This window comes from Kitasatospora sp. NPDC047058 (assembly GCF_040643935.1).
Classification (GTDB): domain Bacteria; phylum Actinomycetota; class Actinomycetes; order Streptomycetales; family Streptomycetaceae; genus Kitasatospora.
The window spans coordinates 1-15355 of record NZ_JBEYVJ010000056.1; the positions used below are offsets into that span (position 1 = coordinate 1).

The 15355-nt window shown below is 68.9% G+C and carries 20 protein-coding genes; 12 read left to right on the top strand and 8 right to left on the bottom strand.

Annotation, left to right across the window (positions count from 1 at the left end):
- Window positions 1-104: 104 nt before the first annotated feature.
- Window positions 105-1265 (bottom strand): damage-control phosphatase ARMT1 family protein, encoded by a 1161-nt coding sequence (locus ABZ885_RS11670; protein WP_360186610.1) that lies wholly within the window; start codon window positions 1263-1265, stop codon window positions 105-107.
- Window positions 1266-1454: 189 nt separating this feature from the next.
- Here ABZ885_RS11670 and ABZ885_RS11675 point away from each other — a divergent pair, with 189 nt between their 5' ends.
- The 3 genes from ABZ885_RS11675 to ABZ885_RS11685 are packed head-to-tail and all read left to right on the top strand — an operon-like array spanning window position 1455 to window position 4129.
- Window positions 1455-1892: a hypothetical protein gene (locus tag ABZ885_RS11675; protein ID WP_360186612.1), complete on the top strand. Its 438-nt coding sequence runs from the start codon at window positions 1455-1457 to the stop codon at window positions 1890-1892.
- Window positions 1893-1895: 3 nt separating this feature from the next.
- Window positions 1896-3599 (top strand): alpha/beta hydrolase, encoded by a 1704-nt coding sequence (locus ABZ885_RS11680; protein WP_360186614.1) that lies wholly within the window; start codon window positions 1896-1898, stop codon window positions 3597-3599.
- Window positions 3596-4129 (top strand): hypothetical protein, encoded by a 534-nt coding sequence (locus ABZ885_RS11685; protein ID WP_360186616.1) that lies wholly within the window; start codon window positions 3596-3598, stop codon window positions 4127-4129. Before ABZ885_RS11680 ends, ABZ885_RS11685 begins: the two co-directional genes overlap by 4 nt.
- Before the next feature lie 159 nt (window positions 4130-4288).
- Here ABZ885_RS11685 and ABZ885_RS11690 read toward each other — a convergent pair whose 3' ends face one another.
- Complete coding sequence (locus tag ABZ885_RS11690) at window positions 4289-5191, bottom strand: phosphotransferase (RefSeq protein WP_360186618.1); 903 nt, start codon at window positions 5189-5191, stop codon at window positions 4289-4291.
- A gap of 383 nt (window positions 5192-5574) precedes the next feature.
- On the opposite strand from ABZ885_RS11690, the gene ABZ885_RS11695 reads away from it, so the two are divergent.
- The 6 genes from ABZ885_RS11695 to ABZ885_RS11720 all read left to right on the top strand — a co-directional run bounded on the left by ABZ885_RS11695 (window position 5575) and on the right by ABZ885_RS11720 (window position 9232).
- Window positions 5575-6315, top strand: coding sequence for a DUF6879 family protein (locus ABZ885_RS11695; RefSeq protein WP_360186620.1), 741 nt, complete (start codon window positions 5575-5577; stop codon window positions 6313-6315).
- On the top strand, window positions 6312-7160 hold the full coding sequence (locus ABZ885_RS11700; RefSeq protein WP_360186622.1) for a helix-turn-helix transcriptional regulator: 849 nt from the start codon (window positions 6312-6314) through the stop codon (window positions 7158-7160). The genes ABZ885_RS11695 and ABZ885_RS11700 overlap by 4 nt, the downstream gene beginning before the upstream one ends.
- 126 nt (window positions 7161-7286) lie before the next feature.
- Entirely contained in the window at window positions 7287-7424 is a 138-nt protein-coding gene (locus tag ABZ885_RS11705) for a hypothetical protein (protein WP_360186623.1), read from the top strand.
- Between the two features lie 79 nt (window positions 7425-7503).
- The gene (locus tag ABZ885_RS11710; RefSeq protein ID WP_360186625.1) at window positions 7504-7689 is read left to right on the top strand and encodes a hypothetical protein; all 186 of its coding nucleotides are present in this window, start codon (window positions 7504-7506) and stop codon (window positions 7687-7689) included.
- Window positions 7686-8351: a hypothetical protein gene (locus ABZ885_RS11715; RefSeq protein ID WP_360186627.1), complete on the top strand. Its 666-nt coding sequence runs from the start codon at window positions 7686-7688 to the stop codon at window positions 8349-8351. The genes ABZ885_RS11710 and ABZ885_RS11715 overlap by 4 nt, the downstream gene beginning before the upstream one ends.
- Window positions 8348-9232 (top strand): hypothetical protein, encoded by an 885-nt coding sequence (locus ABZ885_RS11720; RefSeq protein WP_360186629.1) that lies wholly within the window; start codon window positions 8348-8350, stop codon window positions 9230-9232. Before ABZ885_RS11715 ends, ABZ885_RS11720 begins: the two co-directional genes overlap by 4 nt.
- A gap of 227 nt (window positions 9233-9459) precedes the next feature.
- On the opposite strand, the gene ABZ885_RS11725 is transcribed toward ABZ885_RS11720, so the two are convergent.
- From ABZ885_RS11725 to ABZ885_RS11740, 4 genes are all read right to left on the bottom strand, one after another.
- The gene (locus tag ABZ885_RS11725) at window positions 9460-9906 is read right to left on the bottom strand and encodes a hypothetical protein (protein WP_360186631.1); all 447 of its coding nucleotides are present in this window, start codon (window positions 9904-9906) and stop codon (window positions 9460-9462) included.
- A gap of 189 nt (window positions 9907-10095) precedes the next feature.
- The gene (locus tag ABZ885_RS11730; RefSeq protein ID WP_360186633.1) at window positions 10096-10392 is read right to left on the bottom strand and encodes a hypothetical protein; all 297 of its coding nucleotides are present in this window, start codon (window positions 10390-10392) and stop codon (window positions 10096-10098) included.
- Between the two features lie 121 nt (window positions 10393-10513).
- Entirely contained in the window at window positions 10514-10717 is a 204-nt protein-coding gene (locus ABZ885_RS11735) for a DUF397 domain-containing protein (RefSeq protein WP_360186635.1), read from the bottom strand.
- A complete protein-coding gene (locus ABZ885_RS11740) occupies window positions 10710-11573 on the bottom strand; it encodes a helix-turn-helix transcriptional regulator (RefSeq protein WP_360186637.1) in 864 nt (287 codons plus the stop codon). Before ABZ885_RS11740 ends, ABZ885_RS11735 begins: the two co-directional genes overlap by 8 nt.
- A 289-nt stretch (window positions 11574-11862) precedes the next feature.
- On the opposite strand from ABZ885_RS11740, the gene ABZ885_RS11745 reads away from it, so the two are divergent.
- On the top strand, window positions 11863-12246 hold the full coding sequence (locus ABZ885_RS11745; protein WP_360186638.1) for an ATP-binding protein: 384 nt from the start codon (window positions 11863-11865) through the stop codon (window positions 12244-12246).
- A 13-nt stretch (window positions 12247-12259) separates the two neighbouring features.
- Complete coding sequence (locus ABZ885_RS11750; RefSeq protein WP_360186640.1) at window positions 12260-12523, top strand: hypothetical protein; 264 nt, start codon at window positions 12260-12262, stop codon at window positions 12521-12523.
- Between the two features lie 64 nt (window positions 12524-12587).
- Here the strand turns inward: ABZ885_RS11750 and ABZ885_RS11755 are convergent, their stop codons facing one another.
- Window positions 12588-13307, bottom strand: a complete 720-nt coding sequence (locus ABZ885_RS11755; protein WP_360186676.1) for an ABC transporter permease — start codon at window positions 13305-13307, stop codon at window positions 12588-12590.
- A 41-nt stretch (window positions 13308-13348) separates the two neighbouring features.
- A complete protein-coding gene (locus ABZ885_RS11760; protein ID WP_360186642.1) occupies window positions 13349-14275 on the bottom strand; it encodes an ABC transporter ATP-binding protein in 927 nt (308 codons plus the stop codon).
- 231 nt (window positions 14276-14506) lie between these two features.
- Here ABZ885_RS11760 and ABZ885_RS11765 point away from each other — a divergent pair, with 231 nt between their 5' ends.
- The gene (locus tag ABZ885_RS11765) at window positions 14507-15349 is read left to right on the top strand and encodes an HTH domain-containing protein (RefSeq protein ID WP_360186644.1); all 843 of its coding nucleotides are present in this window, start codon (window positions 14507-14509) and stop codon (window positions 15347-15349) included.
- Window positions 15350-15355: the final 6 nt, after the last annotated feature.

Consider the following 15355-nt stretch of genomic DNA (forward strand, 5'->3'; position numbering starts at 1 on the left):
GCTGTGGGTCGGTCGCTGTGGGCCCCCACGTCGTCCGCCCGTAGGCGGGGTGAGCGAGGGGCGGACGGGTCACGCGGTGGGGGCGGCCCGGGCCGGTTCGGTTGTCAGCGGCTGACCTGGACGACGGCGTGGCGGCCGTCGGTACGCCACGCCGTTCCCGTGCTGTCGAGGCGGGCGACGACGGCGGCGTCCACCCCGACGATGACGTCCGACTTCAGGGTCCGCAGGGCGGCGACGGGACTGGGGAAGTGGCCGACCGTCCAGCCGAAGGGCGTGGTCGGTGGCCACAGCCGGTCGCCGACCAGGCGGCGGTAGTTGAGGTCGCCCTTGAGGATCGTCATCGCCGCTCCGGCGAGCTCGGTGCGCAGGTCGGTGGGCATGTCGTGGAACGGCAGCGGCGCACAGAAGAACGCGTGCGTGCGGACCGCGAGCCCGCCGTGGTTCATCGCCTGCCAGAGACGCCGCCCGATCGCCGCCGCCTCGCCCGAGGACGAGGCGCGCAGGCGCTCCACCGTGGCGAGGACGTCGGCCATGGTCGCGTCCGACACGAAGTACGGCTGCGGCTTCACGTACAGGACGACCTCGGCCGCGAGACCGGAGGCCAGGAGGTGGTCGATGAGGATCAGGTCCGGGAGCAGTTCCCGACCGGCGTTGTCCGCGACGACGCAGACCCGTCCGCGCCGGGCCCGGGCCAGCTCCGCCCAGAGCACCGCGGTGTCGTCGGCCACCAGATCGGACGCGGCCGGCCCGCCGACGTCCGCGGTGATCCGGAAGCTGAGGTCCGCGCGGTTGCCCCAGAGGGCGGAGGTCAGCAGCGCCTCCGCCCGCCGCGAGTCCGGCAGGCCGTCGAGCGTGCTCAGAGCGGCCAACTCGTCGTCCACCGCCGCCCCGGCGAGCTCCGTGTTCTTGAACGGCGCGAACGGGTCGATCCCCTGCCAGGCCCCGGGCCGGAAGTACCCGGTCGCGTCCAGCAGCCTGCGGTAGAAGTAGCTCTCCGCCCAGAGGAACGGGGCCTCGCCCCAGGGACGGCCCCACAGGCCCCGGCCCCACTCCTGCCACTGCGCGTGGTCGTGGGCGCCCTCCGCCAGCGGTTCGAGGACGCCGGTCGTGCTCTCCACCAGCAGCCGCTCGACCGCCGCCCGCTCGCCCGGACCGTACGGCAGCGCGTCGAGCACCTGCCGGATGAGCTCGGGGTGGCGCTCGTGGAACACGCCCCAGGCGAAGGACCCGGGGACGTCGCTACGGATCACGGGTGCGGCTGGCATGTGGGGGCTCGTCTCTCTCGTCATCCTCGGCTGGCGTCCGAGACGTATCACGGAGGCGGGCCGGCTCCTCCGACACCCGGCCGCACGCCTGACACCGGTGCGCATGAGTATCCGTACTCATGCGCACCATCGCCCGAGCCTGAGAGACTCCCGGCAGCGCGAAATCGACGCGACGCACAGGGGGGAACCGTGCCGAATCCCGATCTTGCTTCGGAGTTCAAGGTCAATCCGGCAGCGTTAGAGGGCTGCGGGCAAACCGCCCAGCACATAGCGGGCGAGGTACCAGGCGAGACAACGAAGATCATCGCGCCGAGCGATCAGGCGGCAGCGACGCTCCAGGGCTGGCTCACGGCCCCCGCGGTTCACGATTGCGGTACGAACTGGAAGACGCTGCTGGACAAGCTATCCGGCGACATGTCAGACCTCGGTTCCAAGCTGGTCATGACGGCGGCCGGCTACCGGCAGGGCGAGCAAAGCGTCTACGCGCACCTCCGTGGCGCGGCAGGCCCTGCTCAGAGCGGCGCGACACCGGCACAGGGGACCGATCCGTTCGGAACGGTCCTGGCAGGAGAGAACTCCTCCGCCGCCGACAAGTCGCGGGCCGCCGCCGAGCGGAAGGCCCGGTAGCCGATGGACATCGCCACCCTCTACAACGCCAACATCAACAACATCACCATCGCGAAGAACGCTTACGATGCTCTGAGTACAGCCTTCGGCCGGCACGTCGACTCCTGGCAGCACGAGGTGGCCGACCGGCTGAGCGCCTCACACTGGACCGGACCCGCCTCCGACACGGCCCAGAACCGCATCAAAGAGCTGGGGAGCGAACTCCAGGCTGCCCGCGAGGAACTCTCCTTCGTCAGCAAGGCACTCGCCAACGCGGCCGAGCGATTCGCGCTGGCTCAGTCACATTTGATCAGCGCCCTCGACGACGCCAAGAACGCGAAGCTCAATGTGGCCCCCGACGGCCGCATCACGTGGGACAACGAACCCACTTCCCCGAACTTCGCCGGCACGGGCGCCGAAGCACGTGCCGTCGCGGTCAGCAATCGCATCACTGCTGCACTCAACGAGGCCGTCCAAGCCGACCAGGAGATCAGCGCACGACTGAGTCACCTGGCAGCGAATGCGAGCAGCGGCACCGGACTGAATGCCGCTACGGCCGCACAGGATCAGGCTGCCGACACCGCCCGCGAGAACATTCCCGCTCCAGGAACCGACCCGAACAGTGTCAAGCAGTGGTGGAACGGCCTTACTGAGGCCCAGCAGCAGAGGTTCACCGACGCCCACCCCGATCAGATCGGCAATCTCGACGGCATCCCGGCAGTTGCCCGTGACCGCGCCAATCGCGTTACCCTGCAGCAGGCAAAGCAGAACCTCCAGTTCCAGCTCGACCACCTGGGGCCCGAGCCGCCCGAGAAGATCGCGGGCATGAGCGGCGCCGTCTCCAACCCTGCTCACGACGAGTGGGAGCGGAAGAAGACCCTTCTGCAGGAACAGCTCAACGGTGTGAACGCCATCGACAAGCGGCTGGCGACCAAGGTCGACGAGAGGAATCCGCCAACCTACCTGCTGGGCTTCGACACCAAGGGCAACGGCCACGCCATCGTCGCGGTCAACAATCCCGACACTGCCGATAACGTCTCGACCTACGTCCCCGGCACCGGAGCACGCCTTGGCAGTATCGGCGACGACATCGAGCGGTCGGACAGGATGGTCGCCTCAGCGAACAGCGCCAATAGGAAGGCGGGTGACCCGAAAACCACATCATCAATCACCTGGGTTGGCTACGACGCGCCGCAGTCGATCGTCCCGGACGCGATGCACGATACGTATGCCAGGAACGCCGAGGAACGCCTCCAGGGCTTCGAAAAGAGCCTTCGTGCCACACATGAAGGGAAGCCCTTCAATAATACAATTCTCGCTCATAGCTATGGGACGACAGTAGTTGGTTACGCGCTTCGCGATAAGGGTCTGCCGGTCGACAACGTGGTCCTGATCGCCAGCCCCGGAGTTGGCGTGGAGAACGCCCGCGATCTCGGCGTCGATCCGTCCCGCGTCTTCGCGGCACAAGGCGATGACGACCCTATCTACAGGGCAGTGCCTTTGGCTGCGGACAAGTTCGGAAGCAATATAGGTAACTACATCGGTACCGCCGACGGCTTGATCCACAACCCCGATCACCATCTGATCCACGGACGGGACCCAGTCGTCCCCGACTTCGGCGCACGGATGATCCCTACGAGTCCGGGGACAGGTCACTCCGACTACTGGAACCCTAACTCGTACTCTCTTGAAGCCATGGGCGAGATCATCGCGGGGAAAAAGTCATGAAAATTGCTGAGCAGGCATCCGCAGCCCCGTCGCTGCCCAGGTGGGCGGCCAGCACTGCCGCTCTGGTGGTCGCAGTGCTGGCCCTGAGCTCCTGTGGAGTGTCGACGATCCCGGAGCGGCGAAAGGCCACGATGACGCTGGACCAGGCAAAGGCGCAGGTAGACGCCTATCTGGCTGAAATCCTGGCGAAGCTGCCGGTGAAGCCCCTGGCGAGCAGCTCAGGTGATTTTTTTGATTCACACTGTGATGTCAATGACGTGGGTCCGCATGGCAGGATGCAGACCGACCGTGAGTATGGCTTCGGTGACGTCCCATTGGCTACCAAAACGGAAGCCAGCAATGCTTTCCGGACTCTTTTGATGGGGAAGGGGTTCGAGCTGGCCTCGGACGCCACTTCTGACCAGGTGAAGCTGAAGAACCCGAAGGATAAGTTCATAGCGGTCCTCGACGGGGTCTCGGGCGACAGTCGGAATCTCTCGCTGAACGTCAGCACGCCGTGCGTCTGGCCGCAAGGAACTCCTTCGCCATGACGTGGGGAGGGCCGACGTGGTCTACCTGAGCACCAGAATGGCTGCCCGTAGCCTGATTCCGGTGCCCCTCGCTCCGTTGAGCGAGCGTTGGTCAGGGGTTACTGCGATGGACGAAGTCGTCGGCGTCCGCACTCTGGGGTCCAGCCGGCTGGTGCCGGCCTACTGGTGTTCAGAGGTGAAGCGCTTCAGCGTGGGGAAGGCCCCGGTGTCGATCGAGGCAGCCGACTCGTACTGATCAAGTCCCGTCGTGAAGAGGGTGCGCCGGTACTGCCACTTGATGTGCTTGTCGTGCCGTGTGGGGTCCGCGGGCCGCATGCGGGCGAGGAAGAAGAAGCACTTGACGAGCAGGAAGTCACCCAGGTGCTCGCTCACCCGCTGTCCGGTCAGGGACGCAGTGGTCTCGTCGAGGGCGGCGGTATATACGGCGCGCTGTTCCGGGGTGATGCCGTAGCCCTTGCCGCCGCCCTTGAAGGCCACGATGTCGAGTGCGGGGTAGACGTCGTAGCCGAGCGGGACCGGCCCGTGGTGCTGCCAGTCGATGACCCCGGCCTGGAGGACGTTGGGCAGGCCGTAGTCGAGGTGCCCGCGCACCATCGGCAGCCGGGCCAGCCGGTCGAGGGCGTGCGCGACCGCCTCGTGGACGCGCGGGGTGTCGAAGTCCGGGTTCTCCTCGAAGACCTCGGCCGCGAAGGCCGCCCTCTCGAACCATGGCATGGGGGGGATGGGGTGCCTCGCCTGGGCTTGCAGGAGTCTCGACGCGACGGAAGCCGCTGTGCTGATCACCTGGTAGCTGACCTGACCGTCCCGCCCGGCGTCGGCCAGCGCCTCCTCGTGCAGCGAGTAGTCGCCGATAGCGCGCTCGACGACGAAGTAGCGCCCGCCCTCCGAGCCGCTGTCGACGACCTCCGGCACCGGGTAGCCCAGGTCTGCGGCCAACTGCTGGAACTCGGTCTCGGCTCGCAGATCCTCGCCACCGGTCCGCTTGTAGAGCAGCTGGTCGGCCGACCGCCACACCGTGCCTTCGGCGGCGGTTCGGTCCTTCACGAACTCCCAGCCACTCATCCATCCATCCTTTCGTAGAGCCGAGTTGAGGTGGGGTCGATACAGCTGTGGAGCCGAGGGCCGGGCTGGCCAACCCCTGGGGTGGGCGGCGCGCCTGGTCGCCGCTGGGGGTGTGCCGGCATCGGTCCCGAACTGGGCCATCTGACCGGGCCCTCGCTCGCGCCGTCGAGCGGTGGCCCTGTGCTGCGTGCGCCTCCCGTGGCGCGGGAAGTCGGTGTGGCCGACGTCCTGCTCCAGGCGAGTTGTACTTTCGGTGCTCCGAGGGCTGACCGCGTGTCGCAGCACCTTCACCTAGGGCCTGGCCGCAATGGCTGGATAGGGTCTTTCGGGTCGGCGGAGCAGAGAAAGAAACTTGGAGAAATCACGCTCCGGAGGAGGCTGTCGTGCGGCTGCGGTTCGTCGGAAGCAACAGTGGTGGGGGCGGATGCCCCGCTCTCTATGAGACCGACCGGGACACGGTTGTCGTCCAAGGCTGGAAGATCGACTCCAGCGACCAGGCGTACGCCGACGTGCGCGATCTGGCCGACAACGAGGAACTTCTCGAAGTACCGCGGGAGTTGCTGGAGCGGTTCACGCCCAGGCCCAGGCCTGCCGCGTCCGATCTGGTCACCGGCGACGCGTTCGACGCGCTGTTCACCGGATTCGCGCATACCGCGAGGAGGCTGGAGACCCGCACCCACTACGACATAGAGAACGAACGTGAGTCCTTCGACCAGTTCCTGAGCGGCGCGGACGTCGACCTCGGCTGGTTCGCCCCCTGGCTCGACACCATGCGGGCGCAGACCGCCGAGGGCAAGACCGTGTCCCGGGTGCGCGTCGTACCACCCGAGCTGACCGAGTACCTGCGGTACGAGCTCCACCTCGCCGAGAGCAACACCGCCGTCGGCGAGGACATCCGCTACTTGGATCGCGAGATCGCCAACGGTCTGTGCCTGCCCGATCGGGACTTCTGGCTGTTCGACTCGTACACCCTCGCGGTCCTGCACTTCGCCGACGCCGGCCAACTGCTCGGGGCCGAGATCACTGACCCCGCCGTGGTCGTCGAACACGCCCGCTGGTTGGACGCGGCGTTCCACCACGCGCAGCCGTACCAGCAGTTCGTCAAGGAGCACCCGCCGCGTTGAGCACTGCACGACAGGGCGTCCACGAGGCCCGCCAAGAGTTGGGTGGGCGCCTCCGTACGATTCGTGCGGCCGCCGAGATCGACGGCCGCACGCTGGCACAGCGCTTGGGCTGGCCGCCGAGCAAGGTGTCCAAGATCCAGCTCGGCCGTCAGGCACCGACCGCCGATGACATCCGCGCATGGACCGCCGCCTGCGACTGCCCCGGTGCCGCAGGCGAGCTGCTGGTGTTGTTGCGGGATCTCGACGACCGGTACGCGGAATGGCGACGCCAATTGCGGGAGGGGCACACGGTCGTGCAGCGGTCGTGGGCCGAGACCGAGGCGGCGGCGGACACCATCCGCGTGTTCGAACCATGTTGGGTTCCCGGCCTGTTGCAGACGGCCGACTACGCCGCCGCCCGGTTTCGCGAGCACGCCCGGCTGAACGGCAGCCCGCCCGACACCGAAGCCGCGGTCGCTGCACGCCTGGCCAGGCAGGAAGTGCTGTACGCGCCGGGCCGCAAGCGCTGGCACATCCTGCTGACCGAGGCCGCGCTGAGGTACGGCCTCGCGCCTGCGCCGGTGATACGCGCCCAGATCGAGCGTCTGGTGTCGGCCACGGCGCTGCCGGCCCTCCGGCTGGGCGTCGTGCCCTTCGGAGCTCGTCTGCCGGTCTCGCCTGCGCACGGTTTCTGGATCTTCGACGACCAGCAGGTGATCGTGGAGGTCATCAGCGCGGAGTTGCGGCTCGGGCTGCCCGAGGAGGTCACCCAGTACCGCAAGGTGTTCGATCTGCTCGCGCCGAGTGCTCTGTACGACGCGGGCGCTCGCCAGCTCCTCCTCGCAGCGGCACAGGCATGGATCTGAGAAATCATCAGAAATTCTGTGGTTGATCCACCCCGGCTGCGCCAGCGTGGTGACTCAGAACACTCGCCCGGCGACATTTCGTAGCCAGAAGCGTCGTGTTCCAGTCACCGGCCCCTGGAGGAGCGCATGACTACCACCACCACGACCGAGCTGGTCGAGCTCGGTCGGTTCTTCACGATCGCCGGCCGCCGCCTGGCCGTCGGCGACAGTACGCCGGAGATGTTCGGGTGCGATCGACGCCGCCTGGCACCGCCTTGCGGATGACGCCGAGGCGTACGCGGAGTTCAGCGTCGCCCACGCCGGGTGCTGCCTCACCCACGTACGGGACGCAAGCGCCGGGCACGTGACGTGGGTGGCCGCCTGCGAGGAGGCGTACGGGCGGCTCCCGGAGGTGTGGTTCACCGACGAGAACGGCACCATCGACAGTGCCGCCCACAACCGGTACCAGGAGACCGGGCAGGTGTGGGCATCGTGGAAGTGCAGTCCTGCCGGTGGTGGGGGCGACACCTGTCCTGAGCCCGCCGAGTGACCAGCCGCGCGCGCATGGAGCCCTCGCCCCGGGCGGGGGCTCTGCGCCTTCACCGGCCGCGCACCACCACCATGCTTCCGGCGGCGGCGGACTACGTCGAGGCCACTACAGCGCACTGCCCCTACCTCGCTCCGTCTGTCCGCCACGGGCTGGCCGGCTGGACCGCGTACCGGATCGATCCGTCCGCCGACCTGATCGACGTCGAAGCGGCCGTCTTCGCCGCAGGCATGCGGGCTGCCGAACTCGTGCGCCCCCTTGCAGCTCGTAGGCGCGGCCGTCTGGTGTGCGAGAACGTCGTCATCGACGGCGCGGGGCGCCGAGAGATCGACTGGCCGCACTGGGTCCTCAAGAACCTCTACGCCCCCATCGGGTTGATTATCGGCAAGTTCTGGTCTGGAGAGGCCGACGTGAGCCGGCGCGGCACGCCGCTGCCTGTGCCGCCACTCACGTTTCTGTCCGTCCGACCGGCGGTTCGACCGATCGATCCACGGTTCCTGGAGACCACGCCGGTGCTCGCCGAAACGGTCGCCGTTGCGCGTGACGACGGTCGCGACGTCCTCGTTCCAATCCTCGGTACTCCGGTGACTGCCTGCGCGGCCGAACCGCACTGGCCCACCATTCGAGCGTGGGCTTTCGGCCTTTCCCGGAAGGAGAAGCCTTGATCGACAGCATCAGAGAAGCGGTGGAGAAGTCCACCGGCTGCCTCGTCGAAGCCGAGCCGATCACCAACCGGCGAGGCGTCCAGGTCTGGCGGGTGACGGTCGCGGGCGGTCCCGACGCCGAGCCCGGACAGCGGCTCGTCGTCAAGATCGTCACTTCCGCAGGCTGCGGTCCGGCGCTTGCCCCTCGCCGTGAGATCTCCGTGCTGCGCGCCATCGCCCGGCAGACCCTTTGCGCCCAGGCGCCGCTGATCGACGGTGACGGCTTCACCGTCGCACCGTGGTTCGAGGGGCCGTCGACGTGGGGGGTGTTCGAGGCCGCGCGCAGCAGCCGCGTGGTTGGAGCCGCGGAGCGACGCGACATGCGGGACGCCGGTGCGCGGTTCTGCCGGGCCGTTGCCGAACTGCACCGCCTGGGATGGGTGCACGCCGATCTCCAGGCCGCGCACTGTATCCACACGGCGGCTGGAGCACGGCTGATCGACTTCGCGAACGCGCAGGGGCCGCGCCCGCTGCCGGAGACGGAATTGAACGGCGCGTTCGCAGGCGGAATGACTCACGTGGAGGCGCCCGAGCTCGCTGCCCTACTCGCGGTCGGCCGTCCTGCGGTGCCGACGTACGCGAGCGATGTGTACGCACTCGCGGCATCGCTGTGGACCGCAGCCACCGGGCACTGGCCACTCGATTACTCGGCGGCCGGAGTAGGCCTTCAGTCTGCAACTCCGGCGGAGTTGCGGGCCGCCATCGGCACGGGGGTACTGCCCCTTGATCGGCACGGTACGGGGTGGCCCGAACTGTTGGACGCACTCACACCGGCGCTCGACCCGCAACCGCGCAACCGGCCCGTGGCTGCCCAACTCGCGGAGCGCCTGGACGCCCTGTGAACGTCTGAGAGTTCGAAGGCGGCCCCTCGCTCAAGGAATTGAGCGAGGGGCAGTGCGGTTTCAGGAGAAGGGCCGGGGGGCGAAGCGGTCGAACTCGTCGGCCTTGATGCCCTGGAGGAACTTGGCGAACTCGGCTGGGGCGGTTCGGAGGACGACTTTGCCGTCGTCGGACGCGCCGGGGGCGACCGGCCGTGCGAGTGGCGATCGCCCCCTGTGCCGGCCGGAAGTTACTCCTCGTCGAGCGGGCGCACGAACTCCAGCGTCCACGTCTCCTGGAACTCGGGCGTGGGCGGGGTGAGTTCGATCTGCGCCCCACGGTGTCCGGCCCGCAGGGCGAGACCCTTCTCCGAGATGATCTTGAGCCCGCCGAGGACCGGCTCGAAGGTGAACTTCGCCCAGTCGGCGCGCGGGACGGCGTTGACCCAGAGCTTGTCCTCGGGCACCACCAGCCCTGCCGCGTCGTGAGCCGCGAGGCAGAGCACGTAGGGCGAGCCCGGCTCGGCCTCGACGGGCTCGATGGCCCACTCCTGCTCGATCGGAAGGGGGTTGAGGCGGTCCGTGATGACGGGGGCGCCGTGCTTGACGGCGTACTCCGTGGCGGTCAGCAGGGAGGTCGGGCCGATGATGTGCGCGTGGATCTTGTAGATGCCGGGCTTGATCGGGATCGGAGGCATGGCGCAGGATTCCTCTCTCGCATTCTGATGTCGATCAGCATTGCGATGCTATCGACGCTCGACCCGGCATCATCTGAACCTCGATTCCGACGCACCGGTGACTTTCACCGGATCGATTTCTGTGCGAACTTGTCGATTGAGCGAGCCATTCCAGAATCTTTGTTCGACCAGTGCGGTCTCTGTCGGCAGTCAGTGTTGTGACCCCCGGCGGTGACCGGAGCGGGAAGTCGGATCGGCTGACTTCCACTCCCACGTCGCAAGCTGGGGGTGCGAGGGGCGGGAGTGGTCACCGCGCCCGTGGCGGCAGCCCCTTGCGGGGGAGCAAGGGGCTGCCGGAACGATTCGCTGCGAGTGGGCGGTGAAGTGGTCGAACTCGCCGGCCTTGATGCCCTGGAGGAAGGCGGCGAAGTTGGCGGGGGTGGTGCGGACGATGATGTGGGCATCGTCGGACTCCCGGAGCTCGATCAGCCCGTCGGCAGCACGCACCTGGACGCATTCGTTCGATGCGTGCCGCTGTAGCTCGACTTCTGCCAGTGCGTGTCAGGCATCTGGGCCCTCTCTCCGGACACGGCGCGGGAAGTCGGGTGAATCGACGTCCTGCTCCGGGTCATGCGCTGGGCTTGGCCACGTGGTCGAACTCGCCGGCCTTGATGTCCTGGAGGAAGGCGGCGAACTTGGCGGGGGTGGTGCGGAGGATGGTGGCGGCGTCGTCGGATTCGCGGAGTTCGACCTGGCCGTCAACGGTGCGCACCTCGACGCACTCGTTGTTCGAGGCGCTGTAGCTCGACTTCTGCCACTTCGAGTCAGACATTCGCGGCCCTCGCTTCCTTCATGATGGACCGGATGAACTCGCGCGATCCCTGTTCGGAGAGTGCGGTGGAGTCCAGCCGCGAGAAGATGACTCGATGCTTGGCCAGGTCGGCTGGTGAGTCGAAGAAGAGTGCGCCCTGGGAGACATCCATCTGGATGGTGTCGAGTTCGGGGACAGGGCCTTCGGCGAAGGTGAGGTTCTCGCCGGACCCGGGGAAGGTGTCGAGGGCGAACGGCACAACGCGGACGGAGATGCCGGGCCGCTCGGAGTCTTCGAGGAGGGCGCCAAGCTGTTCGGCGAGGACCTGTGGGCCGCCGAACTGCATTCGTAGCGCGGCCTCGTGGATGAAGGTCTGCAGGGGAGTCCTGCCGGAGCGGATGAGCTGCTGCCGCTTGAGTCGAAAGGTCGTCCTCAGCGCGAGATCTTCCGGCGGCAGAGAGGGAACGACCCGGGCGAACACCGCGGATGCGTAGGCGCTGGTCTGGAGAAGGCCAGGCATGTAGGTGGTGGTGCAGACGTTCAACCGTGTGGCTCGGCCTTCAAGTTCCGCTACCTCGAGGAAGTCCGTTGTCAGGACCTCGCGATACTCCTCCCACCAGCCCTTTCGCCGATCCGAAGCCATTTCGGCAAGGGCATCGACGAGCGGTCGAATGGCGCAGTTGCATGCTGCGGCAACGGTGCGGAGGCGCTCGGGGCTGACGCCGATCTTGGCAGTCTCCATCTGAGTCATCTGGCCAGGACTGATGCCGAGCATTTTGGCGAGCTGGCTGCTGCCGAGGCCGGCCTGCTCTCGCATCCTGCGCAGTTCGGCGCCCAGCCGACGTTGATGAAGGGTCGGGTTGGTGCGAACAGCCATGGTGTCCTCTCGGCGGGCAGTGAGGCCAGTTTGCCGCGCTGGCCGAGTGCTGGTCCACAGGAGTGTGAATTTTTCGGCGCTGACCTAAAACTTCAAGCCGCTTGCGCTATGGTCTACATCACAGCGATCCGACGGATCGTCAGTAACGCCTGTTGCCAAGGCAGTAGGCGCCTGCTGCCCGCGCACCGCAGAGCAGCCATGCGTGGCATCAACCAGCCCCGCCCTGGCTTGGCTCACGGCGACGTCTCCACCGGATCACCTCGCACCCCACCTCTCTCGGAGGTTTGCCATGTGTGCCCTCAACCCGCTCAGCCCGCCCGACTGGTCCGCCGCCCGGGACGAGCTGCGGGACGTCCTCGCTGCCGCCGGCTGGCCGGACGACCTCATCGGCGACGCCGAGCTCGCCCTGCACGAGCTGTTCGTCAACGCCTGGAAGCATGGCGGCAGCTCCGCGCCGACCGTCGTCCTCGTCCTCTCCGCCGACCGCACCGTGCGGGTCTCCGTCGCGGACGACAACCCGACCCTGCCCGAGCCCCGCCTCTCCGCCGACCCCTACGAGCTGTCCGGCCGCGGCCTGCACCTCGTCCGCTCGCTCACCCACCGCTTCGGTGCAGCCCCGCGCAAGCGCGGCAAGGGCAAGCTCGTCTGGTTCGAGCTGGACTGCGCCGCGTGACCGGGACCCGCCGATGAGTACCGCGAGCCTCCTCGTCGGAGCGGCGCTCCTCACCCTCCTCGCGCTCGCCCTCGCCACCGTCGCCCTCGGCGTCGTCACCGCCCTCAAGGTCAACGACGTCACCCCGAAGCCGATCACCCCGCACGGCCGCTGGGAGCTGCGCCGACTCCCCGACGGCACCCACGAGTACACCTGGATCGCGCGCCAGGCCGGCCGGTACGGCCCCGAGATCCCCAAGCCGCCCACCGCGACCGGCCGCCACCGCATACCGACCTGAGCCGTCAACGCGAAGGCCCCCGCCCACCAGGGGCGAGGGCCTCGCGGCACGTTCACACGCCGCGCTACTCCCAGCGGAAGAAGCGGGCCGCCGCGGCCAAACCGAGCACCGCCCAGCCGCCCAGGATGCCGAGGTCCGCCCACGGCACCCCGGCGCCGGTCTGCAGCACCGAGCGCAGGCCGTCGGAGAGGGCGGCGATCGGCAGCAGCTCCAGCACCGACTGCACCGCCGCCGGGAACTTCGACAGCGGGACGATCACCCCGCCCGCCAGCAGCAGCAGGATGAACACCAGGTTGGCCGCGGCCAGCGTGGCCTCCGCCCGCAGCGTGCCGGCCATCAGCAGGCCGAGGCCGGAGAACGCCGCCGTTCCGAGGACGAGGAGCGCGACGACGCTGAACGGGTCGCCCTGCGGGGACCAGCCCAGCGCCAGCGCGATCACCGACAGCAGCGCCACCTGCAGCGCCTCCGTCACCAGCACGCATCCGGTCTTCGCGGTGAGCAGCGCCCAGCGCGGCAGCGGGCTCGCGCCGAGCCGCTTCAGCACCCCGTAGCGCCGCTCGAAGCCGGTGGCGATGGCCTGCCCGGTGAACGCGGTGGACATCACCGCGAGCGCGAGCAGCCCCGGCGCCAGGAAGTCGACCCGCTTGCCGGGCCCGTCCACCGCGACGATGTCCACGGCTGAGAAGAGCACCAGCAGGACGGTCGGGATGATCACGGTCAGCAGCAGCTGCTCGCCGTTGCGCAGCAGCATCTTCGTCTCGAACGCCGTCTGGGCGAGCAGCATCCGGCCGACGGGGGCCGCACCGGGCTGAGGGGAGTACGAGGTCACGAGCGGAGGTCCCGTCCGGTCAGGTCGAGGAAGACGTCTTCGAGGCTGCGGCGCTGCACGGCGAGCCGCTCGGGGAGGATGCCGGAGGCCGCGCACCAGCCGGTGACGGTGGCCAGCAGCTGCGGGTCGACGGGCGCCTCGATCCGGTAGCTGCCGGGGGCGGGCTCGGCGGCCGCGGCACCCTCCGGGAGCTCCTTGAGCAGCGGGCCGAGGTCCAGCCCGGGCGGCCCGTCGAAGCGCAGCGAGGACTCGGCGCCGCCGCGGCAGAGCTCCTCGGTCGTCCCGTCGGCGATCACGCGGCCGCGGTCGACGATGGCGACCCGGTCGGCGAGCTGCTCGGCCTCGTCCATGTGGTGGGTGGTGACGACCACCGTGACGCCGTCCCGGCGCAGGTCGCGGACGAGGTCCCAGGTGGCGCGGCGGGCCTGCGGGTCGAGGCCGGCGGTGGGCTCGTCGAGGAAGACCAGCTCGGGGCGGCCGACCACGGCCATCGCCAGGGCGAGCCGCTGCTGCTGGCCGCCGGAGAGCCGGCGGTAGGTGGTGCGGCCGCAGGAGCCGAGGCCGAGCCGCTCGACCAGGGCGTCCACGTCCAGCGGGTGGGCGTGCAGCCTGGCGGTGTGCCGGAGCATCTCGACGGCCCGCGCGCCCGCGTAGACGCCGCCGGACTGCAGCATCACGCCGATCCGGGGGCGCAGCTCGGCGGCCTGCGTGACCGGGTCGAGGCCGAGGACGCGGACGGTGCCGGCGTCGGGGCGGCGGTAGCCCTCGCAGGTCTCGATGGTGGTGGTCTTGCCGGCGCCGTTGGGGCCGAGGACGGCGGTGATCGCGCCGCGTGCGAGGGTGAGGTCGAGACCGTCCACCGCGGTCTTCTCGCCGTAGCGCTTGACCAGCCCGGTGATCTGGACCGCGGGTTCGGAGTGCATACCGGCGAGTGTAAGAGGACCGAACGCCGCGGCTTGACGGCACCCTCGCCGGTCGTCCGACGGCACCCTCGCCGGTCGTCCGCCGGGCGTCTGCGGGGCGTCCGCCGGTCGTCCGCCGATCGTTCGTGCAGGTCAGGTAAGGCTTACCTGCGTGACAGAAGACACCGGTGAGGCATGGATCACGGCTTGTCCCGCCGGAAGTAATTACGCAACACTGGTGTTGTGAAAAACATGCGCGAGCACGCCACGCAGCAGGAGGCCGAGTCGGCCCCCGGCTGCGCCGTGCCCGCGACGGCGGCAGAGGTGCTGCTGGAGGGCCATCGCGCCACGCGCGACCGGGTCGCCCGGTCGATCCTGGACCACGGCCCCTCCTCCGCCGCCGACCTGGCGAACCGCCTCGGTCTGACCACCGCGGCCGTCCGCCGTCACCTGGACGGACTCGCCGCCGCCGGTCTGGTCGACGCCCGTGAACAGCGGGTGTACGGCAGCCGCGGCCGGGGCCGTCCGGCCAAGGTCTTCGCCCTCACCGACGCCGGCCGGGACGCCTTCTACCAGGCGTACGACCAGCTCGCGGCCGACGCGCTGCGCTGGATCTCCGACTCGGTGGGTGGCGGCAAGGCGGGCGAGGAGGCGGTCGCCGCCTTCGCCCGGGCCCGGTTCGGCAAGCAGGGCGAGCGTTACCTCGCGGCCCTGCGCCAGGCCGAGGCCGGTGAGCGCACCGAAGCGCTCGCCCAGGCGCTGAGCGCGGACGGGTACGCTGCCACCGTGCGGCGGGTTCCGTCGGCCGCGGCGAAAGCCCCGGCGGGCGCCCAGCTTTGCCAGCACCACTGCCCGGTCGCGCACATCGCCGAGCAGTTCCCGCAGCTCTGCGAGGCGGAGACCGAGGTCTTCTCCCAACTGCTGGGCACCCATGTGCAACGGCTGGCCACCATCGCCCACGGCGACGGGGTCTGCACCACCTATGTGCCGGCACCCGGTGCCGCATCGTCGCCCGCCCTGCGTGCCGCAGGCCAGGGTTCCGGTGCAGTGCCGACTGCCGGTACGTCCACCGAAGACTCAGCGTCCGCGCGTTAGGAAGCT